22 protein-coding genes and 1 tRNA gene are annotated in these 26,204 nt (G+C 45.3%); 7 read left to right on the forward strand and 16 right to left on the reverse strand.

What is annotated here, in order from left to right; translation table 11 throughout:
• The first annotated feature begins 2 nt into the window (after positions 1 to 2).
• A complete protein-coding gene (locus tag MHN00_RS03525; RefSeq protein WP_239300265.1) occupies positions 3 to 710 on the forward strand; it encodes a PepSY domain-containing protein in 708 nt (235 codons plus the stop codon).
• A gap of 52 nt (positions 711 to 762) precedes the next feature.
• Here the strand turns inward: MHN00_RS03525 and MHN00_RS03530 are convergent, their stop codons facing one another.
• The 5 genes from MHN00_RS03530 to MHN00_RS03550 all read right to left on the reverse strand — a co-directional run bounded on the left by MHN00_RS03530 (position 763) and on the right by MHN00_RS03550 (position 6,134).
• Positions 763 to 1,179: a VOC family protein gene (locus tag MHN00_RS03530; protein WP_239300266.1), complete on the reverse strand. Its 417-nt coding sequence runs from the start codon at positions 1,177 to 1,179 to the stop codon at positions 763 to 765.
• 11 nt (positions 1,180 to 1,190) lie between these two features.
• Positions 1,191 to 2,597, reverse strand: a complete 1,407-nt coding sequence (locus tag MHN00_RS03535) for an aldehyde dehydrogenase family protein (RefSeq protein WP_049588355.1) — start codon at positions 2,595 to 2,597, stop codon at positions 1,191 to 1,193.
• A 316-nt stretch (positions 2,598 to 2,913) separates the two neighbouring features.
• Entirely contained in the window at positions 2,914 to 4,212 is a 1,299-nt protein-coding gene (locus MHN00_RS03540; RefSeq protein WP_014948109.1) for an adenylosuccinate synthase, read from the reverse strand.
• Positions 4,213 to 4,716: 504 nt separating this feature from the next.
• A complete protein-coding gene (locus tag MHN00_RS03545; protein ID WP_014948108.1) occupies positions 4,717 to 4,899 on the reverse strand; it encodes a DUF2065 domain-containing protein in 183 nt (60 codons plus the stop codon).
• A gap of 56 nt (positions 4,900 to 4,955) precedes the next feature.
• Positions 4,956 to 6,134 (reverse strand): aminotransferase class V-fold PLP-dependent enzyme, encoded by a 1,179-nt coding sequence (locus MHN00_RS03550; RefSeq protein WP_239259193.1) that lies wholly within the window; start codon positions 6,132 to 6,134, stop codon positions 4,956 to 4,958.
• A gap of 264 nt (positions 6,135 to 6,398) precedes the next feature.
• On the opposite strand from MHN00_RS03550, the gene MHN00_RS03555 reads away from it, so the two are divergent.
• On the forward strand, positions 6,399 to 6,827 hold the full coding sequence (locus MHN00_RS03555) for a hypothetical protein (RefSeq protein ID WP_014948106.1): 429 nt from the start codon (positions 6,399 to 6,401) through the stop codon (positions 6,825 to 6,827).
• 153 nt (positions 6,828 to 6,980) lie between these two features.
• Here MHN00_RS03555 and trxA (MHN00_RS03560) read toward each other — a convergent pair whose 3' ends face one another.
• On the reverse strand, positions 6,981 to 7,850 hold the full coding sequence (gene trxA / locus MHN00_RS03560) for a thioredoxin (RefSeq protein WP_014948105.1): 870 nt from the start codon (positions 7,848 to 7,850) through the stop codon (positions 6,981 to 6,983).
• 288 nt (positions 7,851 to 8,138) lie between these two features.
• Here trxA (MHN00_RS03560) and MHN00_RS03565 point away from each other — a divergent pair, with 288 nt between their 5' ends.
• Together MHN00_RS03565 and MHN00_RS03570 are read left to right on the forward strand one after the other, a co-directional pair.
• Positions 8,139 to 8,471 carry a DUF962 domain-containing protein gene (locus MHN00_RS03565; protein ID WP_014948104.1) on the forward strand — a complete coding sequence of 111 codons (333 nt, stop codon included), beginning with the start codon at positions 8,139 to 8,141 and terminating at the stop codon, positions 8,469 to 8,471.
• Positions 8,472 to 8,754: 283 nt separating this feature from the next.
• Positions 8,755 to 10,863 (forward strand): S9 family peptidase, encoded by a 2,109-nt coding sequence (locus MHN00_RS03570; protein WP_239300268.1) that lies wholly within the window; start codon positions 8,755 to 8,757, stop codon positions 10,861 to 10,863.
• A gap of 200 nt (positions 10,864 to 11,063) precedes the next feature.
• Here the strand turns inward: MHN00_RS03570 and MHN00_RS03575 are convergent, their stop codons facing one another.
• The 6 genes from MHN00_RS03575 to purE all read right to left on the reverse strand — a co-directional run bounded on the left by MHN00_RS03575 (position 11,064) and on the right by purE (position 15,475).
• A complete protein-coding gene (locus MHN00_RS03575; RefSeq protein WP_239300270.1) occupies positions 11,064 to 12,245 on the reverse strand; it encodes a PQQ-dependent sugar dehydrogenase in 1,182 nt (393 codons plus the stop codon).
• Positions 12,246 to 12,439: 194 nt separating this feature from the next.
• On the reverse strand, positions 12,440 to 12,913 hold the full coding sequence (locus MHN00_RS03580) for a Dps family protein (RefSeq protein WP_014948101.1): 474 nt from the start codon (positions 12,911 to 12,913) through the stop codon (positions 12,440 to 12,442).
• Positions 12,914 to 13,099: 186 nt separating this feature from the next.
• Positions 13,100 to 13,645, reverse strand: coding sequence for a copper chaperone PCu(A)C (locus tag MHN00_RS03585; protein WP_239300272.1), 546 nt, complete (start codon positions 13,643 to 13,645; stop codon positions 13,100 to 13,102).
• A 66-nt stretch (positions 13,646 to 13,711) separates the two neighbouring features.
• Positions 13,712 to 13,787 (reverse strand) — tRNA-Thr (locus MHN00_RS03590).
• Between the two features lie 60 nt (positions 13,788 to 13,847).
• Positions 13,848 to 14,984: a 5-(carboxyamino)imidazole ribonucleotide synthase gene (locus MHN00_RS03595; RefSeq protein WP_014978177.1), complete on the reverse strand. Its 1,137-nt coding sequence runs from the start codon at positions 14,982 to 14,984 to the stop codon at positions 13,848 to 13,850.
• On the reverse strand, positions 14,981 to 15,475 hold the full coding sequence (purE, locus tag MHN00_RS03600; protein ID WP_014948098.1) for a 5-(carboxyamino)imidazole ribonucleotide mutase: 495 nt from the start codon (positions 15,473 to 15,475) through the stop codon (positions 14,981 to 14,983). The genes MHN00_RS03595 and purE overlap by 4 nt, the downstream gene beginning before the upstream one ends.
• A 278-nt stretch (positions 15,476 to 15,753) precedes the next feature.
• Between purE and nhaA the strand changes: the two genes are divergently transcribed.
• On the forward strand, positions 15,754 to 17,028 hold the full coding sequence (gene nhaA, locus MHN00_RS03605) for a Na+/H+ antiporter NhaA (protein ID WP_239300274.1): 1,275 nt from the start codon (positions 15,754 to 15,756) through the stop codon (positions 17,026 to 17,028).
• On the opposite strand, the gene MHN00_RS03610 is transcribed toward nhaA, so the two are convergent.
• The 4 genes from MHN00_RS03610 to trxA (MHN00_RS03625) all read right to left on the reverse strand — a co-directional run bounded on the left by MHN00_RS03610 (position 16,990) and on the right by trxA (MHN00_RS03625) (position 23,220).
• Positions 16,990 to 19,806 carry an ATP-binding protein gene (locus MHN00_RS03610; RefSeq protein WP_239300276.1) on the reverse strand — a complete coding sequence of 939 codons (2,817 nt, stop codon included), beginning with the start codon at positions 19,804 to 19,806 and terminating at the stop codon, positions 16,990 to 16,992. The genes nhaA and MHN00_RS03610 overlap by 39 nt on opposite strands.
• A gap of 22 nt (positions 19,807 to 19,828) precedes the next feature.
• Positions 19,829 to 21,127 carry an amidohydrolase gene (locus tag MHN00_RS03615; protein ID WP_014948095.1) on the reverse strand — a complete coding sequence of 433 codons (1,299 nt, stop codon included), beginning with the start codon at positions 21,125 to 21,127 and terminating at the stop codon, positions 19,829 to 19,831.
• Between the two features lie 229 nt (positions 21,128 to 21,356).
• Positions 21,357 to 22,622 (reverse strand): transcription termination factor Rho, encoded by a 1,266-nt coding sequence (gene rho / locus MHN00_RS03620; protein ID WP_014948094.1) that lies wholly within the window; start codon positions 22,620 to 22,622, stop codon positions 21,357 to 21,359.
• A 271-nt stretch (positions 22,623 to 22,893) separates the two neighbouring features.
• Positions 22,894 to 23,220: a thioredoxin TrxA gene (gene trxA, locus MHN00_RS03625; RefSeq protein ID WP_012517074.1), complete on the reverse strand. Its 327-nt coding sequence runs from the start codon at positions 23,218 to 23,220 to the stop codon at positions 22,894 to 22,896.
• Positions 23,221 to 23,320: 100 nt separating this feature from the next.
• Here trxA (MHN00_RS03625) and rhlB point away from each other — a divergent pair, with 100 nt between their 5' ends.
• Together rhlB and MHN00_RS03635 are read left to right on the forward strand one after the other, a co-directional pair.
• A complete protein-coding gene (gene rhlB / locus MHN00_RS03630; protein ID WP_014975523.1) occupies positions 23,321 to 24,613 on the forward strand; it encodes an ATP-dependent RNA helicase RhlB in 1,293 nt (430 codons plus the stop codon).
• A 33-nt stretch (positions 24,614 to 24,646) separates the two neighbouring features.
• Entirely contained in the window at positions 24,647 to 26,158 is a 1,512-nt protein-coding gene (locus MHN00_RS03635; RefSeq protein WP_239300278.1) for a guanosine-5'-triphosphate,3'-diphosphate pyrophosphatase, read from the forward strand.
• Positions 26,159 to 26,204 lie beyond the last annotated feature (46 nt).

A 26,204-nucleotide genomic window follows, 5' to 3' on the forward strand; every position in this document is an offset into this window, starting at 1 on the left:
TTATGCGCAAAGCGCACAACTACCTAGGCTTAATACTATTTGTACAAATAGGCCTATGGTTTTTAAGCGGCTTGGTTATGGCCTGGTTACCCATAGATGAAGTAAGAGGTAACCATTTAAGGAACAGGGTAACCACATCATGGCACAGCGCTTCCGTTACTCCTTCTGATATTTTGCGTAACCACAGCAGCACTGCGGTGCTATCACTCACCCATCGCATAAATGAAGTAGGCCTCGCAGAACCGGGCTCGCTCAATGCTATTCCTGTTTATCATGTCGTGGATGACAACATTGCCTATCGCTACAGCGCATTAACAGGTGAAGCTTTGCAAACCATGCAAGAAAGCGCTATTCGTAAAGCAGCAAAAGGGCAATACGCAGGTACTGGCGATATTGGTGAGACCCGGCTATTAAGCGTGTTGCCTCAAGAAGTGCAAAACCTGTCTGCGCCATTATGGCAGGTAAACTTCGATGACGACCTAAATTCGCGGTTTTATATCGACCCAAACACTGGCAGTGTTCTGCGCGTACGTACCGACACATGGCGGCTGTTTGATTTTATGTGGATGTTGCACATAATGGATTACAAGGACAGAAGTAACTTTAACACGCCGTGGTTAATTGCTTTTTCGGGCAGCGCTTTTTTGTTCACCCTTACAGGTGTTGCGCTTTTATATAAGCGCTTCAAACCAAAAAAGAAGAAGCGCTAGCCTAGTATCAGGCAGCTCTTTGATGTACGGCAAAGAGCAACTGCCCCCATTATTATGAAGCGAAAAGCTGAGAAATATCGGCGAACGCTTTGAACTCTAACGCGTTGCCGAAAGGGTCTTTGAAAAACATAGTGGCTTGTTCGCCCGGCTTTCCTTTAAAACGAATATAAGGTGCGATAACAAACTCGGTATCGGCAGCCTCTAATTTACTTGCCAGTGCTTGCCAATCGTCCATGGTTAGCACAACGCCAAAGTGCGGCACCGGCACAGCATGATCGTCTACCCCGTTATAGGCAGGCAGCGACGGCATAGCCTCTACACAATGGGTCACTAATTGATGGCCAAAGAAGTTCCAATCTATCCACTGGGTGTCACTACGGCCCTTTTCACAACCCAACAACTCACCGTAGAACGCTTCTGCGTCGGTTAAATTAGTGACCGGAATGGCAAGATGAAAAGGTTGAACCATGAAAACTCCTGTTATAAAAACTTCTTAAGCAACGACAGCTTAAACTTAGAAAACGGTGCATAACGAAAGAACACGTCGAGGGCGAATGAACGTTTCATTACCGTTTTAATATGGCTGAATGTATCAAAACCTGCTTGGCCATGATAGCTACCCATGCCGCTATTTCCTACGCCACCAAACGGCAACTCAGGGTTAGTCATAAACAGCATAGTGTCATTAGTACACACACTGCCTGAACTGGTTTTGCTGATAATATTATCAAGCACATCGTCCTTATCACTAAATGCATAAAGTGCGAGTGGCTTAGGCCTGCTGTTCACAAACTTAATGCCCGCCTCCATGTTGTCAACAGTGATAATAGGTAGAATAGGGCCGAAGATCTCTTCTTTCATTAGCGGGCTATCTAGCGATGGCTCCAGTACAAGGGTAGGCGCCATTGCTGGACGAGATTCATCTAGCTCGCCGCCATACACCACATTGACGTTTTCAAGGTAACTTTCAAGACGCTTTAGGTGACGATGATTAACGATATTGCCGTAATCTCGTGACGATAAAGGTGCTTTGCCGTATTGCTTTTTCAGCTCTTTTTTAACCGCATCAATAAGCTTTTGCTCAAAGCCCTTTTCAACAATGACATAGTCAGGCGCAATACAAGTTTGGCCCGCATTCATCCATTTACCCCACACTAAACGGCGCGCGGTGACAGCAAGGTTTGTGTTTGCATCAACAAAACAGGGACTTTTACCGCCAAGCTCAAGGGTTACTGGCGTTAAATGTTTGGCCGCGGCGCTCATGACAATTTTGCCCACCACTTCACCACCGGTGTAAAAAATATGGTCCCATTTGCAGGCAAGTAGCGCCGTCGCTTCATCTTTACCGCCTTCTATTACGGCAACGCATGAATTATCCATATATTGGGGAATAAGCTTAGCCACCAGCGACGAGGTTTCTTCAGCCAATTCAGAGGGTTTCAATACCGCACAGTTGCCCGCAGCAATAGCGGCGATATAAGGGGCAAGCAATAACTGAAGCGGATAATTCCACGCTCCGATAATAAGCACAGTGCCAAGCGGCTCAGGCTTGCGAAAGCTCTTACCTGGCCATGCCACCATGGGCGTTGATACTTTGCGTGGCTTTGCCCATTTATCCAAATGCTTAAGCGTATGCTTGATATCAGAAAGCAGAAACCCTTGTTCCGCTACCATGGCTTCGGTCTTACATTTGCCCAGGTCATTTTTAAGGGCCTGCAAAATGTCGTGCTGGTTGTCTTTCAGTAAAGTTTCTAATGCCTTTAACTGGCTTTTACGCCACTCCAAGGACTGGGTTTTCCCTGTATCGAAACTGTCGTTAAGCTTGTGAACAACGTCAACGAAACACACGCCAGTTTCCACTGCGTGAAGAGAAGGTCTATTTGGCATAAGAAGGCTCCGATAGCATAACACCCACTGCAACAATTCTATGGCTCGTCTTAAGATTGTTGTCGGGCAAAGCAGCGCAATAATTAACTGATACTATCTTATATTAATAGGGATGTTCGAAGACAACGCAACTAAATTGTTAATTAATGTTTAATGAGCTCGTATTTTAGGTGCAAGTGGCTGACGTTACACTTAAGAAGTATAAACAGTTAACTTTGAAGCGATAACAAGATTATATAAAAGTAAAAGGTCGAAAAATTACAAACAAAAAAGCCCAGTGAACACTGGGCTTTTAAACATATTTAATGTGAAACTATTACGCGTCGTACGGGCTGCGTAAAACGATAGTTTCGTTTCTGTCAGGGCCTGTTGAAACGATATCAACCGGCACACCTGTTAGCTCTTCAAGACGCTTAATGTAGTTTTTTGCAGCTTGTGGAAGCGCTTCAAACTCAGTTACACCAAAGGTGTTATCTGTCCAACCCGGCATTTCTTCATAAACTGGGGTTACTTTTTCGTAACCGTCAGCCGCCATAGGTGGAACGTCTTTCACGTTGCCGTCTGCATCTTTGTAGCCTACACAAATTTGAAGGCTTTCAAGACCGTCTAGCACGTCAAGCTTGGTTAAACAGAAACCTGTAATAGAGTTGATTTGTACTGCGCGTTTCATCGCAACTGCATCGAACCACCCCGTGCGGCGCTTACGACCTGTGGTCGCGCCAAACTCGTGACCTTTAACACCTAAGTGTTGGCCTACTTCACATTCTAGTTCAGTAGGGAAAGGACCTGAGCCTACACGCGTAGTGTATGCTTTAACAATACCCAGTACGTAATCTAGCTTAAGTGGGCCAAAGCCAGCACCCGTTGCTACACCACCAACGGTAGTGTTTGACGACGTAACATAAGGATAAGTACCGTGATCGATGTCTAGAAGTGTACCTTGTGCACCTTCAAACATAATAGGCAAGCCAGCATTGTGTGCTTTGTCTAGTTCGTCAGTTACATCAACAACCATTGCTTTAAGAATGTCAGCAACTTCCATTGCACCTTTTAAGGTTTCGTCAAAGTCTACTGCTTCTTCGCCATAGTACTGCGTAAGCGTGAAGTTATGCACGTCTAGCACTTCTTTCAGCTTTGCTGCGAAGTCTTCTGCATTAAACAAGTCGCCAACGCGTAATCCACGACGGGCTACTTTATCTTCATACGCTGGACCGATACCACGACCCGTTGTACCAATTGCTTTTGCGCCGCGGGCTTTTTCGCGCGCTACGTCTAGTGCAATGTGATAAGGAAGAATAAGCGGACAAGCTTCACTAATCTTTAATCGCTCGCGCACTGGAACGCCACGCTCTTCAAGCATAGTCATTTCTTTCATTAGTGCGTCAGGGCTTAGCACAACACCGTTACCAATAATACAGGTAACATTATCGCGTAGGATGCCTGATGGGATTAAGTGAAGTACGGTTTTTTCACCGTCGATTACTAGAGTGTGACCTGCATTGTGTCCGCCTTGGTAACGAACAACATATTTTGCGCGATCAGTGAGTAGGTCTACGACCTTGCCTTTACCCTCGTCACCCCATTGAGTGCCGAGTACCACAACGTTCTTTGCCATGAATCATATGTGTAAGAAAATTAGGCGGGGATTCTACAAAATTCTAGGGCAAGGATCATCTCTTTTTCGAACAAAAATACGACTATTTTATTTTTATTTTTGAAATCACAAAGATGACCCACTGCCGCTCGAGCCTTTTTGAAATAAGGCTTGGCTTCTTATTTTTCAGCACAAACATTCTAAGACGCTAATTTTTAAAGCTTTCTAAACATTACCTGGTAAAAAAGCTGAACAGACGGTCTATCGCAGTCTGCGCTATGCCCCATTTATATAACGTTTTGCTATTATTCGCGGGCATTGGATGCTTAAAAGCTAATGAGGTATTCAAAGGGCTGAAAATATACCTCTGAATGTTGAATACAGGTTTAAGAGCACACTTTTCAGTCAACGGTAAAGTCGCGCTCCTTTTCGTACTATGTATTATGGTAAAGCGTGTGGCAGTGTTTGATGAGTTCCGTTTTCACACCGCTTCACGCCTCTTAATGCCTAGATCTGGGCGCTAACTCAACTGAAATAAAACAGCAGTAGTGCGCCTATTATCACAAGGGTTCCGCCAATTTGACGCAGTTGATTGCTGGGCTGTTGGCTTATCTGAAGTAAATAATTGCGCCATTTATTAGGAAAAAGAAGCGGCCCTATTCCTTCTATAATAAGTACCAACGCTAAAGCGGGTAGTAGCCACTCCATAAAACTATCCTTAAATAAGTGTGACGTTAATATTTACGTATGTTTAAAGCAACGACTTACGCTTTCTGATTCAGTGCGGTTAAATCAATGTACTCAGGGGTGTGGTACAGACCAAAACCAAACCGTAAGCGGTTTCCTCTAAAATCGGTAAGGATATGGTGCTCTTTAAGCGCTGAAGCAAGGGCTTTTGTTTCATCGGCACTATCTAATTCAAAGGTAAGGAAATGCCCTCGGTTTGCTTCATCACTTACTGCTAGATGTTTTTCGTTTAGCAAGGGATGGTTGCAGGTAGCAAGTTTCTCTAGAAATGTGCGCTGCATGCCCATTACGTATTCGTTAACTGTAGCGACATCAATGCCATTGTCGTCGAACATACGAAGCACGGCTCTTAATCTGTAGAGCGCGGTAAAATCCATCGTCGCACCGGCAAAGCGCATTCCATCTAGGCTATATTGAACGCTGTCTTTGCCGCCAACCTTACGAGGCTTATCTAGCTCGCCAAACTCTGCAAACCAGCCAGTATATGCGGGTCTTAGCTCACAGCCCACGGGTACGTGCGCAAAACATGCGCCCTCTCCTGCCTGAGCATATTTGTAACTACCGGCAAGATAAAAGGCTCGGTGGGCAATGTTCGCTATATCGGTAGGCTTTGCCATAAACCCGTGATAGCCATCAACCACAATAAGGGTATTGTCGTTAGTTACGCTATTTACGATATCTGTGACATCGTTCACCACGTATCCGGAATTAAAAAACACCTGACTAAAGAAAACCAGCTCGGGATCGTGTTCGGCGATGGCAGCCTTAAAGCGCGACGCAAACGTATCGTAGGGTTTAGTAGGTACGGTAATAAGTTCTATCGCACCCAGCTCTTGCATCCTAGCCGCTTGGCGCTGAAAACTGTGAAACTCGCTGTCTGTCGACACTACTTTATAAGGCGCAGTACTATCGATGCAGCTCATTACGCGATAAAGCAGCTCATGGGTATTGGGCGCAAAAACGATTTGCTGTGGTGCTCCAGTGTTCAGTATGTTGCTAATGCGCTGCTGTAGCTCTGGCACCAAAGTTTGGAAGAAATATCCCCACTTTTCGTCAACATACTTAGCGCTGTCATCCCAGTAGTTGAGCATTGCATCACGCGTGCAGTCGGGCCAAAAGTAGTGGCTGTGACATGCATAATGCTGTTTACCTTTGTTCGCATTAAGAAAACCCGTATAAAAATGCTGATATGCCATGCTCTAGTGCCCAATATAAAAACTGCGTAAACCCTATCAAATTTCTACCTTTTTCGCATGAATCTGCGCCTGCAACAAAACATTTATTTACAAATTAAGTGTAAATTGTTTTGCCCAAATCGACGTGCTTAGTGATATTTCTTATATAAACACAACTACAGCAAATTTTAAGAACTCTGCTATACCCTATAGAGGCAAGATGTTTTTGTTAGCCGAGTTAGCAAGCTCCGTCTGTTCCACGCAGACAAACATTAAAGGTATTTTATGCGTTTTCCTAAATACGGAAATTATTCATTGGATGTCTCAGGTAACGTACTTGAGGTGTTTGCAACCGGGGCGTGGAACCTGAAAACGACAGAGTTTTTTATAGAAGAAATGCATGAACTTATCGCTAAGTTCGACAATAAGCCTTGGGCTGCCCTTATGGACGGACGCCGCTGGGTGCTTTCTACGCCTGAATGCCAAACCCGTTTAGCAGAAGCAATAAAGGTGAACATTTCGCGAGGGCTTACACGCTCAGCTTACGTGCTGGATACCGGAATGGTTAGGCGGGCCCAATTAGAACGAACCCACCCATCTAAGCACCGTGACGCTGAATCAGCTAACTACGAGCGCGATTATTTTCAAAAGTATTTCGAAGCACTTAATTGGCTGCACAAAGAGGGGTTCTCCCCTATTCTCTCGCCTAAATAAATACAGCAATCGAAGTAGAAATACACACGATGACACTCGTCAGCATGCGTTCTCGTTCACCTGCAAGTGCCAGTACGAACCTAGTACAGTCAATTTATCAAAGTCAGACTCGACTCATTGCCCCCTACGACAGCCGCTAAAACGCTGACGTTGTTAGTACAATAAGCTGTAAACTTTTCGGCGGTATTCCGACTTCAACGGGTCGCCGTCGGCAAGCGCATTCACCATATCCATCATCAGCTTTCTGGCGTCGCCAAACCCAAGTTCTTTCTTTAACACACTATAAAGAAGCTCTAGTGCATCTTGTGCTTTGTTCGCTTGCTGCAACTGTACCGCTAAATCAACTTTAAGCTGCAAGTCGTCTGGGTTCGCTTCTACCGCTGCTTGAAGCTGACGAATTTCAGGAGTGTCGGCGGCTTGTTCTGCCAATTCAATTTTTCCCGCTAAGCTCTTATAGCGAGAGTCTTGATCAACCAACTTAATTTCTTCCAATAACGCTTTGGCTGTATCGATAGATCCGGTCTCGATATAGCAATCGATAAGCATATATTTAGCGTTTACGTTATCTGGGTTAAGTGCTAGGGCTTCTTTAGCTGCGGGCAGTGCCTCTGCATAATCACCTTGCTGAATCGCTTTGCCAGCAGTGGCAAGTAGATCGTCTTCAGGATTAGGCAAATATTTAGCGAGCATTTCGCGAATTTGCTGCTCAGGTTGCACACCCGCAAAGCCGTCAACAGGCTGACCATTTTGCACCACCATCACCGTTGGCAAACTTCTAATACCAAACTGCGCAGCGACTTCTTGCTGGGCTTCGCAGTCTACTTTAGCCAGGATCAAGTGCTGGCTATATTCACCCGCCAGCTTTTCCAAAATAGGCATAAGGTCTTTACAGGGCTCGCACCAATCTGCCCAAAAATCGATTAACACCAGCTTATCTTGCGACGCTTCAATGATGATTTGTTGAAAGTTTTCTACCGTAATATCTACGATGGTTGCTTGGCTATTCGCAACGAGATTTTCCATAACGCAGGCCTTTAATTTCTTGTATTGAGAGGAATATGGGGCAGACGGCCTGAAATTACAAGGTTAAAGTAGGCTATCTTTGGTCACCGCGCCTTGCACTAGGAAGCGCCTCTTAATTCGCCACTTTGTTGGATCTGCGCCAGTGAGCACGCATGTTTGCAAAAACTCATTCTCTTTTTGTCGTATTCACGACAATCTATTTCAGAATAGAATGTTAACGTAGTGTAAACTACTGCTACTAAGTCACTCTACTTCTATAAAATACATGCTTATGGCCGAGAGGGTTTTATGTCTACACAAACAAGCGCTGACACGCATTTTGCTTCATTCAAAGAGTTTTACCCGTTTTATTTAAATGAACATAGAGATAGTACATGCCGCACGCTTCATTTTATCGGCTCGTGGCTGGTTCTCGGCGTTATAGCACTAGCAGTATTTATGGCTAGCTGGTCGCTACTGTGGTTTATTCCGCTAGTAGGTTACGGTTTCGCTTGGGTAGGTCATTTCTTCTTTGAGAAAAATCGCCCTGCGACATTTAAACACCCGCTTTACAGCCTAATGGGCGACTGGGTCATGTTTAAAGATATTCTTGTGGGCAAAATTAGCCTTAAAGGCGAATAAAGCTCAAATGACTTAAAGGACGGCCAGCCCTCTATTAATAATGACAACTGCCATTGCTAGCGCCCTGCGTTGTTAAACGTTGCGCTTAATGTTGGATATGTAATTTTAACGGACAATCCAGCCTCTTCACCGCACGCGCTTTACATAAAAGAAACGAAAGCGATATGGTTAGAGACAACGTTCGCAGGTTGCTACATTTGCGTTAGGATTTACGCTAAGCACACGACAGCGAACATTCTACCTATCGCGCTCAGCGCAAAAAACAATAACAAAAGGAACAACTATGTTTGCGTCTCGTTTCGCCTTTCGACCAGTACGAAAAGGCTTATGTGTTACCTCGACTGCATTATCACTGTTGGTTTTAGGTATAAGTCAGGCCAATGCATTGCAGGAATCTACCTCTGATTCGACTAGCTTAAATGCGCTGACATACGATGACACCTTTAACTTAGAATTTGTGGCCAACCCACAGTTTCTTAATAAGGATACGGTAATTTATTCTCGTCAGAGCATGGATGTCATGACTGACGGAAGACAAAGCCGACTTTGGCAAGTAAATATTAAATCCGGTGAGCATCGCCCGTTTATTGGTGTAGATGAAAACTTGTCACAGGCTACCTTATCGCCCAACGGTAAAATGGTGGCATATACAAAATCGGTCAACGGCCGCGCACAAATCCATCTCTATTACTTAGATACCATGCAGTCTGTGCGCTTGACCAACACCAGCGAAGCACCTCGTCAGTTAACCTGGTCTCATGACAGCAAAACCTTAGCCTTCACCCAGTTTACCGAAGAAAAGCAAAAGCCATTGTTTACCGGCATGCCGAGCAAGCCTAAAGGAGCAAAGTGGGCTGACCAAGGCACCTATATTGATGCGGTGCAGTATAGAGGTGACGGAAGAGGCTACTTGCGTGAAGGCTTTGACCAGATATTTGTTCTGCCTGTTGAAGGCGGTACGCCGCGTCAATTAACAACTGGAAAATTCCCTAGCGGCGGTACCCTTTCTTTCTCTAAAGAGAATGACTGGATTTACTTCGCCACACCACAACGAGAAGACTACGCGCTGCACCCTTTGTTTAGCGACATCTATAAAGTGAATGTGAACACTGCGGCAGTTGAACAAGTTACCGATATCGAAGGGCCTGAAGGTAGACCAACCTTGAGTCCCGACGGAAAATACCTTGCATTTACTCAGCTCAACGACAGAAAGCTTTCTTATCAGAATGGCGACCTTGTGGTACTTGAGCTTGAAAGTGGGGACATCACCCGTTTAACTACGTCACTAGATAGAAGCTTAGGCAAATTTGAGTGGCGCAAAGACAGCCGAGGATTAATCTTTTCTTACCTTGATCATGGCGAAACTAAACTTGCTGCAGTGAACCTGAAAGGCGATGTGAAACCTATCGACGTTAGCATAGGTGGACAAGCGTTTGGACGCCCTTACACGTCGGGCGACTTCTCAGTTAGTGATAAAGGCGACATTGTTTACACCACGGCAAGCCGCACTGTGCCTGGCAACCTGGCGCTTTATAGAAAAGGCAAAGACGATACGCAACTCACCGATTTAAACAGCGATGCACTTGGTCATAAAACACTGGCAGAAGTACAAGACCTTTCCGTAGTATCAAGTGTGGACGAGCTGCCTATCGACGCATGGATCGCTTTGCCACCAGGATTTGATAGCAGCAAAAAATACCCGCTAATTTTAGAAATTCATGGCGGCCCACATGCAGCCTACGGCCCTCACTTTGCCATGGAAATTCAGCTAATGGCCGCGCAAGGTTATGTCGTGGTATGGGCTAACCCAAGGGGCAGCAGCTCTTACGGTGAAGACTTTGGTAATTTGATCCACCATAACTACCCATCAGAAGATTATAACGACCTAATGGATGTGGTAGACGCGGTTGTTAAGCAAGGCTATATAGATTCAGAGAATCTGTTTATTACTGGCGGCTCAGGCGGCGGAACCCTTACCGCATGGTCTATTGGTAAAACTGACCGCTTTAGTGCAGCTGTTGTGGCGAAGCCGGTTATTAACTGGATGAGCTTTTCATTGACTGCCGACGCATACCCGTACTTTAGCAACTACTGGATGGCAGATATGCCGTGGACAATTGCGGATAAACTCTGGCAGCGTAGCCCTTTGAGCTTAGTGGGCAACGTAGTAACACCCACTATGCTGCTAACCGGTGAAGCCGATCACCGTACGCCAATTAGCGAGACAGAGCAGTATTATCAAGCGCTGAAGTTACAAGGTGTCGATGCTGCAATGGTGCGAATTCCAGGGGCTTCACACGGCATTGCAAGCCGCCCTTCTCGCTTAATACAGAAAGTAGGAAATATTGTGGCGTGGTTTGAACGCTACAAGAAGAATAACGACGGCGAGTAAGTCAATACGAGACCCGATGTCCTTATAAATAAAAAAGGCGCTTACTTCATTTTACAATAACAATGAAGTGGCGCCTTTTCTCATTCTACGTCTTATACCAGAATTTGAAAGGGAACAGCCATTCCTGCATTCCCACGCTTCGCTATGAAGCTTACCAGCGCCTTCTGAGTGAGCACTTATCTATGCGGACTGGTATTATGCTATTTGGTTAGCTTTAATACTTTGCCGTTCGGTGCATCGGTCAGTAAGTAAATGGCACCTTCTGGGCCAACTTCAACGTCGCGAATACGGGCGTGATTGTCTCGAACATATTCAAACTGCTCTCCGGGCTTTCCATCTTCTACTTTTATGCGACGAAGGTGAGTAAACTTCAACGACCCCACCAGTACATCCCCGTTCCATTCTTTGAACATTTCACCTTGGTAGAAGGTTAGGCCGCTTGGCGCAATAGACGGGTCCCAATACACCCATGGCTGCTTCATACCATCCATATGGGTTTTGTCGCTGATAATGTCGCCACTATAGTCAACGCCATAGGTAATCACAGGCCAACCGTAGTTTGCACCGCGTTCAAGGATATTGATTTCATCACCACCTTTCGGGCCATGCTCCATCGCCCATACCGCACCAGTTTCAGGATGAATAGTAACGCCTTGCACGTTGCGGTGACCATAGCTGAATATTTCAGGGGCTTTGCCGTCTGTGAATGGGTTATCTTCTACTGCGCTGCCGTCACGGTTTATGCGTGCAATTTTACCGAAGTGGTTATCGGTGTTCTGCGCTTCTTTCATGTACTTGTAGCGGTCGCCCATGGTGATGTACAAGTGCTTTTTAGCATCGAACGCTAAACGACAGCCAAAGTGAAAGCCGTTATCGACAACTGAGTCGGCACTAAAGATAACGTCAACATTTTCAAGGCCTGAGTCGGTAAGCTTAGCCTTTGCAACACTGCTACTGCTGCCCGGCTTGCCCTCAACCTCACTCGCTTTGCTGTAACAGAAGTAGATAGTGTTGTTGCTGGCAAAATCCGGGTCGATAGCGATGTCCAACATACCACCTTGGTTTTGCGCAACCACCTTAGGCACATTACCTAGACGTCCTGACAACTTACCGTCTTTTGATAAACGCTGAATGCCACCTTCACGTTCCGTAACTAGCAGATCGCCATTTGGCAAAAATGCCATTCCCCAAGGATGAACAAGCCCTTCAGCGAGCGTGGTTACGGTAATATCGCTGTCGGTGATTTCATGCGCTTCGCCATGTTTATGATCTCCGTGAGCTAAAGCGGATTGGCTGATCGTAAGCGCCAATACACAAGTAAGTGACTGCGCTAGCGCGCTCACAGGTCTGAATGGTACAGCTAAAATAGTTGATGGTTTCATCGCTAGGAGCCTCATTTTAAAAAGCCGTGTGCGCGTTCACACAGGCTTCTTCTATTATTCTTAGTGGAAGGCAGTATACAAAAAAGGGCACAGCGCTGCTGTACCCTTTGTGATAATTTTACTTGCTTATGCGATAAAGGTGACTGGCCGATTAAGCCTATGTTAAATCACTGTCACCGCACTTATATAGCGATTTACTTCGGTAATGTTGCGCGAAGCATCCACGCTGTTTTTTCATGAACGCGCATACGATCGCCAATTAACGCTGCAGATGACTCATCGTCTGCGTCTTGCGCTAGCTTTAACGATTCACGGCAGGTTTTCACAACTTGCTCATGACCGTGAGTTAACAATCTCACCATTTCCGTCGCTTCAGGTACACCTTCCACTTCTTCAATTGAACTAAGCTCAGCGAACGACTTATATGTGCCCGGTGCAGCAACACCTAGAGTACGAATACGCTCTGCAATTTCGTCTACCGCTTCGGCAAGCTCTGTGTAATGCTCTTCAAACATTAGGTGCAATTCACGGAACTGCGGACCTTCTACGTTCCAATGAAAATTATGCGTTTGAAGGTACAAAGTGTAAGAGTCGGCCAATAACTTCTTAAGGCCTTCTGCTACTGCGTTACGATCGCTCTCAGAAATACCAATATCAATCTTGCTCATGTCACACTCCTTAACGTTAAAACCCTTTTTAGATTTACCTTCAGTCCATTCATCGGCGCTGAAAAATCTTGGTTTAAATAATATAAGTTAATAGTACTACAGAAATTTTGATTTAGATTAACGGTTTAGTTGATTGCATTCATCGCATTAATCGATGACTTTATACATTCTGCCTCAGCCACTCTATTAATGGTGGTGATGGTGGCTTTCGCCCGCTTCTTTTTTAACAGGTAGCAAAACTGGTAGTTCGCTCCCATCGCTAAATGTGAGGGTTAGTGCTACTTCGCTGCCCTCTTCTAATCCTTTGGTCAGCCCCATCAACATGATATGACGGCCGCCTGATTCAAAAGAGACCATTTCGCCCGCTTTTATTATAACGCCGTCAGTTAGCTCACGCATTTTCATCACGTCTTCCTCCATCACCGTTGTGTGGATTTGCGCTTCACTTGCTACATCGTTTGATACTGAAACAGACGTCAGTGTTTTATCGCTGTCACTATGATTATGCAAAGTAAAGTACACTGCGCCGGTTTTTGCCAAAGCAAAGGTCGCTCTGGCATAACCATTCATTACCATTACTTCTGATTGCTTACTGGCGTGCTTGTGCTGCTCTTTTGGCATGTGATGGTTATCATGGTCATTGCCATGCGCGTAAATAGTCGCAGACATGCTTAAAGAAAATAAGCCAGTTACGATAACTAACGGTTTAAGTGATTTGGAAAAAAATGACATACAGTCTGCTCCGAATGAATACTCGTAAGCAAGTGTACGTAAGATTGGCATAGGAAAAAAGAAAAATGGTGCCGACTGCCGGAATCGAACTGGCGACCTACTGATTACAAGTCAGTTGCTCTACCAACTGAGCTAAGTCGGCACACTTTAAAAACCGCTGCCTAGACAGCGGATGCGTATTCTAGCGATAAACGCGTGGGTGTCAACCTTTTAATCGCGTTGCTTCACCAACTAATTTTGGGAAGTACTCAAGTGGTAAATATTTGCTCAATGCCATGAGCTTTTCACCCAAGCTTTCATAACTATTCGTGGTGACATTGATGTGTCCCATCTTGCGCTTTTCACGAACAGATTTTCCGTACCAGTGAAGATGACTACCATCGATGCTTAGCAAATCGCGCGAGAAGCTGCTGCAACCAATAATGTTGACCATAGCGCTTGGGCCAATGGCTGACGTGTCACCAAGAGGCAATCCACAGACTGCACGTAAGTGATTTTCAAACTGGCTGGTTACAGCGCCCGACTGGCTCCAGTGCCCGGAGTTATGTACACGAGGAGCAAGTTCGTTTACAAGTAGCTTGTCGCCTACTTGGAATAGTTCCACAGCCAGCACACCGACGTAGTTCATACCCTCAGCAAGTTTCACAAAAATATCGTGAGCCTGGGCCTGAAGTGCATCATCAACGTTAGTCGCTGGTGCAACCGACACGTGAAGTTGACCTTGGTGATGCAAATTCTCAGCAAGTGGATAGGTGCGTACGTCGCCATTAGCATTGCGTACACCGATTAATGACAACTCTCTGTCGAAGGCCACCATTTTTTCAACCACTAAAGGCACGGTCTGCAAATCTAATCCCTGAAGTGCATTTTTTAGTTCAGGTAAGTCAGCCTCATCACTTAAACGCCATTGACCATATCCGTCATAGCCATCGCGGCTAGCCTTAAGAATAAGTTTGCTACCCAACTGCTTTACGCAATCGTCTAACTGGGCAAGGTCGGTAACTATTTGGTGCTCACAATTTGCCACCTGCATGCTTTCAAGCAGCTTTTTCTCACGTACGCGATCGGCGCCAACAAGAATGCTGTCAATATTTGGCATCAACTTGTTTGTTTTCGCCGCGTCTTCAAGAAGCCTTTCAGGTACATGCTCAAATTCTACGGTAAGAGCATCTGCACCTTCTAATGCTTGAGCAAGCGAGATTTCAAGAGGGGTTTTGCTAACTGGATGTACAACGGTATCGTTGTTTACGTCCACAGCTTGAACGTCAATACCTAACGGGCTACCCGCCAGGTACATCATTTGAGCAAGTTGGCCTGCGCCGTAAACGACTACTCTCATTCATCTAGCTCCAACGTATTGCTTGAAGCAAGTACCGTATCAGTTTGCGATTTTCTAAAAGCGATAACGGCATTGCGTACGCTTTCGTCTTGCAGCGCAACAACTTGTGCCGCGAGAAGACCCGCATTTGCTGCACCAGCCTCACCTATTGCCAGTGTACCTACCGCAACACCTTTCGGCATTTGAACGATAGAAAGCAGTGAGTCTAATCCGTTGAGCGCCTTTGATTTAACCGGGCAGCCAAACACAGGTAAATGCGTGTGTGCAGCAATCATACCCGGTAAGTGAGCTGCGCCGCCTGCGCCAGCAATGATTGCGCTAAAACCTTCATCTGCAGCGCTTTCTGCAAACTCTACTAGCAAGTTGGGTGTACGGTGCGCGGACACCACCTTCGCTTCAAATTCAACACCAAACGACTTCAGCATTTTTGCGGCCTGCTGCATAGTAGGCCAGTCTGAAGTTGAACCCATTACAATCGCGACTTTTGCCATCTAGAGATCCTCGGGGTAGGTAAAGTGGACAACCTTGGAAAGGCCGCGATTGTAGCGTAAAACCGTTCAAAATCCCACCGTAAATGGCGTCAATTATAGCGCCACTCGCTTAAGGGTTGTTGAGGCTACTCTCTTATAAGGGTGATCTATCTCTTCGCTGTCAGTCGTATTAACTATAATTAATTTATGTAGAAAAGTTGCCTGACTACACGGATTAACGAACGCTTTTATTTCCACATTTTGCGACGTTGACCATGAACGGGCGTTAGAGGTTATTGATGACAGATAAGCACGAACCCGACGTACTTGATGAGGTGATAGAAGAAGTACAAGACGTGGTCTCTGACTTCTTAAATCGCGAAGCCGCTCCCGGCATATTGTTAATGGGTGCAACGATTCTTGCGCTCATTATTGCTAATTCTCCCCTAGATACGCTTTACGATCATTTAATCAGTATGCCGGTACAAATATCAGCCGGTACGTGGGCTATCGATAAGCCATTATTGCTGTGGATTAACGACGGGTTAATGGCGGTATTCTTTTTTCACGTGGGTCTGGAACTGAAGCGAGAAATCTGCGAGGGTGAATTGGCCAATCCCAAAGATATTATTTTACCCGCAGCGGGTGCTGTAGGTGGTATGGCACTACCCGCCTTGATATATGTAGGCATCAACTGGGACAACCCCGTAGCCATTGCAGGGTGGGCAATTCCCGCCGCTACTGACATCGCGTTTGCGTTAGGTATTTTAGCGCTACTAGGTAGTCGAGTACCTACGAGCCTGAAAGTTTTCTTAGTCACCCTGGCTATTATTGACGATATCGGTGCTATCGTAATTATTGCCCTGTTTTACACCGAGCACATTACCGCGGGTGCGCTGTATATTGCTGCAGGTTGTTTATTGCTGTTGTGGCAAATGAATAAACGCAATGTGGTAGATATTCCGCCTTATATTTTTGTGGGAATCATTCTGTGGGTAGCCATGTTGAAGTCAGGCGTTCACGCCACACTGGCAGGTGTCGTACTTGCTGGCTTTATTCCTATGCGGGATGAGAAAGACGAATCTTATTCTCCAGTAACGCGACTAGAGCACGGTTTGAATGGCTCGGTGAGTTTCGCGATCCTACCTTTATTCGCCTTCGCTAACGCCGGCATAAGTTTTGGTAACATCAGTCCGGAGGGTATTTTCCATCCTGTTACCTTTGGGATCTTTCTTGGCTTGGTTGTGGGTAAACAAATTGGCGTATTCGGTTTTTGCTACTTAATGGTGAAGTTAAAGCTGGCTAAGTTACCAGAGGATCTTAACTTCAAGCATATCTATGGCTGTGCGCTACTTTGCGGCGTTGGCTTTACAATGAGCTTATTCATTGGGGGACTAGCCTTTGCACAGACAGGTATCAATCAAATTTTTGACGAGCGTGTGGGCATTTTAACCGGCTCTCTTGTCTCGGCGTGCTTAGGGTATATTGTACTGCGATTCGTTAGCGAAGCGCCGAGCGATAACACTGATGTAGCCTCAAACGCGAGCAAGTTCACGGGCAATACAGTCAAATAGAACCTGCTTGCGAATAGGCTTACTTAAATGCGCATTCATGCCTGCATCTAAGCAGGCATTTTTGTCTTCGATAAACGCATTGGCGGTTAAGGCGATGATCCTGACCGAGTCCTTATTCCTGCCTTCACTTCGAATAAGTTTCGATGCTGTATGACCATCCATGATCGGCATTTGGCAATCCATTAAAATTACGTCGAAATCGTGCCTCTTCTCGGCCTTAACAGCATCTTGCCCGTTTTTCGTTCTAATACATTTGATGTTGGACGATTTGAGCATGTCCATGACGATTTCAGCATTAATGTCGTTGTCTTCAGCCAATAAAACCCGTAGTCCATCAGGTAATGACGGAATCACCTCATTTTCTGCATGCTCTTTTTCTTCACTTACTGTGGCAGGAATGTGGAAGGTGAAGCTTGTTCCTTTACCCAGTTCACTTTCAACATAAAGCTCACCACCAAGAAGCTCAACCAAACCTTTAGAAATGGCCAAACCTAATCCTGTGCCACCAAAATTTCGAGTGGTGGACGGATCGGCTTGCTCAAACTTATCAAAAATAAGGCGTAGTTTGTTGGGAGCAATGCCTATTCCCGTATCGGTAACCGAAATTTTAAGTCCTTGGTGGGCATAGCTGACGTTAACCGTCACGACACCATCACTGGTGAACTTAATCGCGTTACTAAGTAAGTTATTGATGATTTGACTCACCTTCCCTGCATCAATGTTCAGTGCGTTAGGTACGCCCTGATTAATATACAAAGCAATATCGTACCCTTTTACTTGCGCAGCGTGACGGTAGAGGTCACAAGAAGCTTCAAGTAACTCGCGAATGGCACAGCTTTGAATATCGGTAAGCATTTTACCCGATTCAATCTTCGACCAATCTAAGATACTGTCCAGGATGATAAGTAAATTGCTAGCAGAGCGTGAAATTGTTTTGGCTCTAGCCGAAACATTTTCCGGCAACTCATTCTCGAGCATCAATTCACATGAGCCAATAATGCCGTTCATTGGCGTTCTAATCTCGTGACTCATGTTAGCGAGAAACTGCGTTTTCGCCACATTCGCGGCTTCCGCTTCTTTAAGCGCTAACGCAAGGTGCTCGGTTTTCTCTTCTATGCGCTTTTCCAAAGACTGATTCAATTCCCCTAGCTCGACATTCAGGCTTTGCTCTACTTCTCTTGCAACCTTTAGCTCTTCAAATGCATCGAGCAATCGGGCTTCTAAACTCACGAACTCATCGCTTAGCGACGAGAGCTCTTGAATGTGCAGTGCCCTTTGTGGTGCTTTAACACCTTCTTTTTGTGTGGGGTCGAATTCGGAAATATAGCGAACAAGGCGACGAATAGGCGCGCCGACCATTTTTGCAACTACGTACCCGGTGAATGTTCCAAATGCAGATAATGCCAATAGCAGCAGCAAGTCTTTTAGCAAATAATTACTCATTGATGCCATTAGCAGTCGTTTGTCGAAGTAATAGCTAACTTTCCAGCTAGCAAAAGGCATATCTTTCGCTAACCTCAACCATGTTTTCCCCTGAGGCCCGTTCTCCACCTCAACAGCACAATCAGGTTCACAAATATAAAAAGGTGCTTTAGTGAGTGGCTTCATCTTCAGGCCTTTAGATGCATAGATAACTTCGCCTTTTTGATCCTCAATGAGCATCAAAAAACCACCCAAGCTTAAGTTATCAATAGCAGAAAAGCTCTTTAACGATAAAGAGCCCTCTACAATACCTTTTGGAGTGCCATCTGCATCTGTAATAGGGGCTGACAAGGCTACAATTGGATCGTTACCAAAACCTCGGCCTTGAAATACATTTGAAAGGAATGGTTTACCTGTCTGCATGACTTCAAAGAAATACGGCCTGTAAGCCACATTTGACAAGCCGCTTTGTCTCGCCTTATCCAACAGGCTAGGCGGGTAAGCGTGGGTAAGATCGCCATTGTCATCTGCAATGAGGAAGGTCAAAAATTCTGGATTGTGCGATGCCAACACCCGCAAATTTGTCACCGCTGCATTATCGAAATCGCTTTTTGATACCTCGCTAGACAACACTTGCGCTGCGCTAATAATGGCACTTTGGTGTTGCTGAATAAAATTCGAAAGTTGGAACTCCAGCACATTCACCCGCTGCGACATGTAACTGTGAATTTGTCTTTCTTGCTGTTGTTGAAACAGACTTACCGACAAATAAATTACTGCCATGGAAGCAACGAAGAAGCAACCGGAAAAGAAGTACCCAAAAAGAAAGTGCAGCGTAACCCGCTCGGACTTACTTGATGTTTGTCGCTTAAGCCCGTGGACTGCCAAATACGAAAAGTGTCCGGTTACAAGACCAAATACACCGCTTACCCAAGTGACCAGCACACCCGAAAACAGCATATTTGCGTTATCGCCATCATAAAGAGAATGCTCTAAAACGAGAATGGGCAGAAAGACAATAGACCAAAAGCCTGCGCCTACTTTTATCACCTGTTTAAGCGACTTGTTATAGCCAAAAAAGCTAAGCACGATAGGCAGTAGAGTAAGGCTTTCTTTTCCAACTATGCTCCCGTCGTTAAGCCATAAGGGAAGGCTGACAACAAGTGCAATAGGAATGGAAATAAAAGGAGAAAACCGAAGTGAAGCGTAGACTGCTGCACCTATGCCAAATGTAGCTATCCCTGTGCTATCAAAGGGTGGGTTGAGAGCATTAAGACCCGCACCTAACACACATACAAGCAGTGCTTGAAGGGCCAGAGACCATGAAAAAGAAAATGAAATACTGCCAATTTTCAACGCATGTCTCCGGCGAATAGATTTAGTGTTGAGCCATGTAATCTAGGGTAAAGTTCGTTAGAAGCTTCACGCCTAATTTCATGCCTTCATCATCAACATAAAATTCCGGTGTGTGATGAGCAGGGCTATCTTCTTCAGACACGTCCAATGGCTTACCGCCTACCCAAACATATAAACCTGGAATTTGCTCTTGGAAAAATGAAAAGTCTTCCGCACCCGTGACCGGCTTAGAAAGCAGCGTGTTTTCAACGCCTGCGGTACGCTGCATAGTAGGCAGCATGGCTTTTGTAAGCTCTGGGTCGTTGTACGTAATGGGGTAATAGTAATCTAGCGGTAGCGTAAGTTCTGCTTCTGCGCCCATACTTTCAGCAATAGCCTTTACTTTGCGCGGAAGCGACTCGTAAATGTGATCGCGAGCGGCTTCATTGAGTGTACGAATTGTGCCAACCATTTCTACTTCATTTGGAATGATGTTTGAACGGTTACCGCCGTGAATAGAGCCAATAGACACCACCGCTGCATCGTCAATCAATTTCAACTCACGACTTACTATAGTCTGAATTGACATGATCATTTGCGCAGCGGTAACCACTGGATCAACACTCTTCCAAGGATAAGCGCCGTGGGCTTGCTTACCGTGAATAACAATTTTAAATGGGTCTACCGCGGCCATGGTGCCACCCGCGTTATAACGCACTTTACCCACATCGGTGTTAGCATTGATATGCAGGCCAAAAATAGCGTCTACATCAGGGTTCTTAAGTACACCTTCAGCAACCATAACTTCCGCACCGCCTTTTTCTCCAGCGGGTGCGCCCTCTTCTGCAGGCTGAAAGATAAACTTCACTTTACCTTTCAGGTCGCCCTTAATTTCGGTAAGAATTTTTGCCGCGCCCATGAGCATTGCCATGTGAGTATCGTGACCACAGGCGTGCATAACCGGCACTTCTTTTCCGTTGTATTCGCCCATCTGCTTTGAGCGGTAGGACAAATCGTTTTGCTCTTTTACAGGAAGTCCGTCCATGTCTGCACGTAATGCAACCACAGGACCTGGCTTGCCTGAGTCTAAAATAGCTACCACACCCGTTTTTGCCACACCGGTCTGCACTTCTAAACCTAGGCTTTCAAGGTAGTCAGCAACATATTCAGCGGTTTTAAACTCGCGATTCGATAATTCAGGAAATTCATGAAAGTGATGACGCCATTTAATTACATCAGGCTCGACTTTATTCGCTAATTCATCAACATTGATCTGAGCGGCATTAGCAGCTGACACAGAGGCCAATCCTGCAAATGCAAGTGACAGCAATTTCTGGTACATAACTATTATTTCCTTTGGTGTTTTTTAGACAGAGTAAATCATCTCAAGGGAGAACACACCACTGAACTAACGATTGCTGTTAAAAATCAATAAGCAGACGAAAATACCCCATTCACAAGACTGAGGGTATTAGACGGAAGTATAAGAAAAGTGCTTTATCGATGCAGGGAATAAAAAAGGCGCCGAGTGGCGCCTTTTCTTTAAATATCAACTTATTACTAAGTTTCTATTAACTCTTTTGTCTACGCATTGCGTCAAAGAACTCATCGTTTGTCTTGGTCATCGACAACTTACTGATAAGGAAGTCCATTGCGTCAATTTCTGACATTTCGTGAACGATTTTGCGAAGGATCCACATTTTCTGTAGTTCATCTTGCGCTGTAAGCAGTTCTTCACGACGGGTACCAGAGCGGTTGAAGTCGATAGCCGGGAACACACGTTTTTCCGCGATTTTGCGATTAAGGTGTAATTCCATGTTACCTGTACCTTTAAACTCTTCGTAGATAACTTCGTCCATTTTAGAGCCGGTATCGATAAGCGCTGTTGCGATAATGGTTAAGCTTCCGCCTTCTTCAACATTACGGGCAGCACCAAAGAAGCGCTTAGGCTTGTGAAGAGCATTCGCATCAACACCACCGGTAAGAACTTTACCTGATGATGGGATAACCGTGTTGTAAGCGCGAGCAAGACGAGTAATCGAGTCAAGCAGGATAACCACGTCTTTTTTGTGTTCAACAAGACGCTTGGCTTTCTCGATAACCATTTCAGCAACTTGTACGTGACGACTTGCTGGCTCATCGAAGGTTGAAGCAACGACTTCACCTTGAACAAGACGATGCATCTCGGTTACTTCTTCCGGACGCTCATCAATAAGCAATACCATTAACTCACAATCTGGGTGGTTAGCAGCAATTGACTGTGCAATATTCTGAAGAAGAAGCGTTTTACCGGCCTTAGGTGGCGCTACGATAAGACCACGCTGGCCTTTACCGATTGGCGACGCCAAATCTAGTACACGAGCCGTAATGTCTTCTGTTGAGCCATTACCACGTTCCATGCGCAAGCGATCTGCTGCGTGAAGCGGTGTAAGGTTTTCAAAAAGGATTTTATTACGTGAATTTTCAGGCTTGTCGAAGTTAACTTCGCGGATTTTTAGCAGGGCGAAGTATCGTTCACTGTCTTTCGGTGGACGAATTTTCCCGGCAATCGTATCACCGGTACGCAAGTTAAAGCGTCGAATTTGGCTTGGCGATACATAAATATCGTCTGGTCCTGCAAGATACGAAGAGTCAGCTGAGCGTAAGAAGCCGAAACCGTCCTGTAAAATTTCTAGTACCCCATCACCAAAGATGTCTTCACCGCTTTTTGCGTGTGTCTTTAGGATTGAGAAAATGATGTCTTGTTTTCTGGCGCGCGCCATGTTTTCCAGGCCCATCTCCTCGGCCAGGTTAACCAACTCGCTTATTGGTTTGTTCTTTAATTCAGTTAAATTCATACTGGTGGGTCTTTGTGCTTGAACTTCGCTTACAGGACTTAAAGTCACTCTGTTCTAGTTTAGATTTGATATCACCCTGATGTGGGCGTAAGCAGAACGCTGCTCGGATGAGCGCTGAAGAAAAGTTAGCACTATATTTAACCAACGTCCAGCGTTTTACCGCCGAAATGTTAAATAATTTGTGGCTTGCTCTTCTAGAATGAAACGTTAGTCCCTGTGGCGTAAATAAAAACCGGTGCTTCGTTAGCACCGGTTTTCAATTTGAAATCAATTAAAGGTTTTCGTTAAGAAACTCTGTTAATTGAGCTTTAGATAGCGCGCCTACTTTAGTTGCAGCAACGTTACCGTTTTTGAAAAGTAGCAATGTAGGAATACCACGAATACCATATTTAGGTGGAGTTTCGTTATTTTCATCGACATTCAACTTGCCAACTGTTAACTTGCCATCAAACTCGGTCGCAACTTCTTCCAAGATTGGTGCGATCATTTTACACGGGCCACACCATTCAGCCCAGAAGTCAACCAGTACAGGACCTTCAGCATTGATAACATCTGCTTCGAATTTATCGTCAGATAACTGGATAATTTTGTCGCTCATTCTTTTCTCCATTATTGGTCTGTCGCTGATTTGTCTCAGCCTGACCATAAGTGTTATATAGAAACTGTTTTTTAATGCAAGCACTGATAAGCTATAAGCTATGCCTACTCACTTAACTGATACTCACTTTTCTGACCTGCCGATTAACGGCAAGGTTGTTGACGCCTTGGCGGCAGCTAATTTTTCACATTGTACACCAATTCAAGCACTTGCACTGCCTCCTTTATTGGAAGGTCACGACATTGCAGGTCAGGCTCAAACCGGAACCGGTAAAACCATTGCCTTTTTGGTAGCTACATTTCACTATTTGCTAAGCAAAGCAGAAAATGCAGATAACAGCAAATCAAATGGCCCTCGCGCAATTATCATGGCGCCGACCAGAGAGCTCGCCGTTCAAATTTATAACGACGCCAAACTGCTTAGTGAGCATACTGGATTGTCGCTTGGTTTGATTTATGGGGGCGAAGGTTACCAAAGTCAACGTGAAACTTTGGAAGAAGGGGTAGATATTATAATTGGTACGACAGGACGCATACTGGATTACTATAAACAGAATGTGTTTACACTGAAGAATATTCAGGTTGCCGTACTTGATGAAGCCGACCGCATGTTCGATTTAGGCTTTATAAAAGATATCCGCTTTTTATTCCGCCGCATGCCACCGGCAAGCGAACGTTTGAGCATGCTATTTTCAGCTACACTTAGCTACCGCGTGCAAGAGCTTGCTTACGAGCACATGAACAACCCTACCCACGTACAGGTAGCGCCAGAACAAACAACTGCAACTCGCGTTTCTCAAGAGCTATTTTATCCGTCTGATGACGACAAGATGCTGCTTCTTCTTACGCTGCTTGAAGAAGAATGGCCAGAAAAGGCCATTGTTTTTGCCAACACTAAAAATAGCTGTGAGAAAGTTACCGACTGGCTTACCGCAGATGGCCATCGCGTGGGCTTGCTTAGCGGCGATGTACCACAGAAGAAACGCCTTGGGATCTTAGAAGATTTCACCAAAGGCAATCTTGATATTTTAGTCGCAACCGACGTTGCAGCGCGCGGTCTTCATATCGACGCGGTAACGCACGTATTCAACTACGACTTACCTGACGACGCCGAAGACTATGTACACCGTATTGGTCGTACTGGCCGTGCAGGACAAAGTGGTGTTGCAATTAGTTTCGCGTGCGAAAAATACGCACTAAACTTACCTGCTATTGAGCAATACATTCAAAAGGCAATACCGGTTACCGATTACGACCGCAGTGCCCTACTTGATGATGTAACGCCTCCAAAACCACGTAGAAGACGTACGCCTAACAACCGCAATTCTTCACGTCGTGGAAACGGAAGAGGCCGTGGAAAGCCTCAAAACCGAAACAACAGAGCGCAACAGTGAGGCGTAAAGGTACTCAATAAGAATCGAGGTTTTATGCAGGCAGAACTCCAGCACGACGCACAAACCTACGGCGAGTATTACGCCGCCGTAGATTTAGGCTCTAACAGCTTTCACATGGTGATTGTTCACGTTGTTAACGGCAGTGTGCAAATAATAGGGAAAATTAAACAGAAAGTGCGCCTAGCAGCAGGTTTAGATGATGACCTAGCACTTGATGACGTAAGCATGGAACGCGGCTGGCAATGCCTGCAAGTATTCTCGGAACGCCTGCAGGATATCCCCCCTTCTAATATTAAAATTGTAGCGACCGCTACATTGCGACTGGCAACCAATGCGCATGTATTCATTCGCAAGGCAGAAGAGATTCTCAATCACAAACTTGAAGTGATTAGCGGTGAAGAAGAAGCGCGACAAATTTATCTTGGCGTAGCCTACACATCTGCCAACCAAGGCAATAGCTTAGTCATAGATATTGGCGGCGCCAGCACAGAAATCATTATCGGCAACGACATGCAGCCTATCCATCTTAAGAGTTTGGATATGGGCTGTGTAACGTTTATGGAACGCTATTTCACCGGCGGCACTATCACCGAAGACAATTTCGACAATGCCAAGCAAGCCGCACACGCGCTTATTGCCGATGTGTCTAGCGCATTTTTGTGTTTCGATTGGGAGAATTGTTTAGGTGCGTCTGGCACGCCGCAAGCCATTACTGAGATTCTTGTAGCACAGGGCATTAGTGATGCTATCCGCTTAGATTATTTGTATCATTTAGAAAAGCAATGTATTGAATGCGGCAGCATTAAAACCCTTGATATCGACGGATTGGAAGATAACAGAAAAGCTATTTTCCCGTCTGGTTTAGCGATCCTCATCAGCTTATTTGAAGCGCTAAATATCAAGCACATGAATATTTCTGGTGGTGCGCTTCGAGAAGGACTTATCTACGGAATGTTAGATAACGTTACCGAGAATGATCGTCGTCAGCAGACCCTTAATCAGGCAAAACATCGTTATCATGTAGATGCTAGTCACGCGAACTCGGTTAGTCACGTAGCGCTTACTTTATGCCATCAACTCTGTGCACAACAGAATATTTGTCATTTAGATACCGAAACTATTTTAGGTGCAGCCGCACAGCTTCATGAAATAGGTCTTCACATTGAATATAAGCGCCATCATGAGCATGGTGAATACATATTAAGTCACATTGATTTGCCTGGCTTCACGCGCCTTCAGCGGGCAGCCATCCGCGATTTAGTTGCTCAGCATAGATTAAACATAAAGCCAGACGTATTTGAAAAGTACCACGAAGACTACCGTCCAATGCTAAAAGGCTTATTGCGAATTTTACGTATCGCAGTGGTGTTATGTCTGCGTCGTCAGAATAAACATATACCAGAAGTAACTTTGCAGTGCGAAGAAAGTAAGTGGACACTTACTTTCCCTGGAGGCTGGCTGAAATCGCATCCTTTGATCAACGCAGAGCTAGCAAATGAATGCTGGCTTCAGCATAAAGCTGGCTGCGAACTCGTTTGTAAGTAACCACTTACAAACAGATAGAATGCGTTAAATATGTATACCGATAAAC

The organism is Alteromonas sp. Cnat2-8 (genome assembly GCF_022348355.1).
Taxonomy (GTDB): domain Bacteria; phylum Pseudomonadota; class Gammaproteobacteria; order Enterobacterales; family Alteromonadaceae; genus Alteromonas; species Alteromonas macleodii.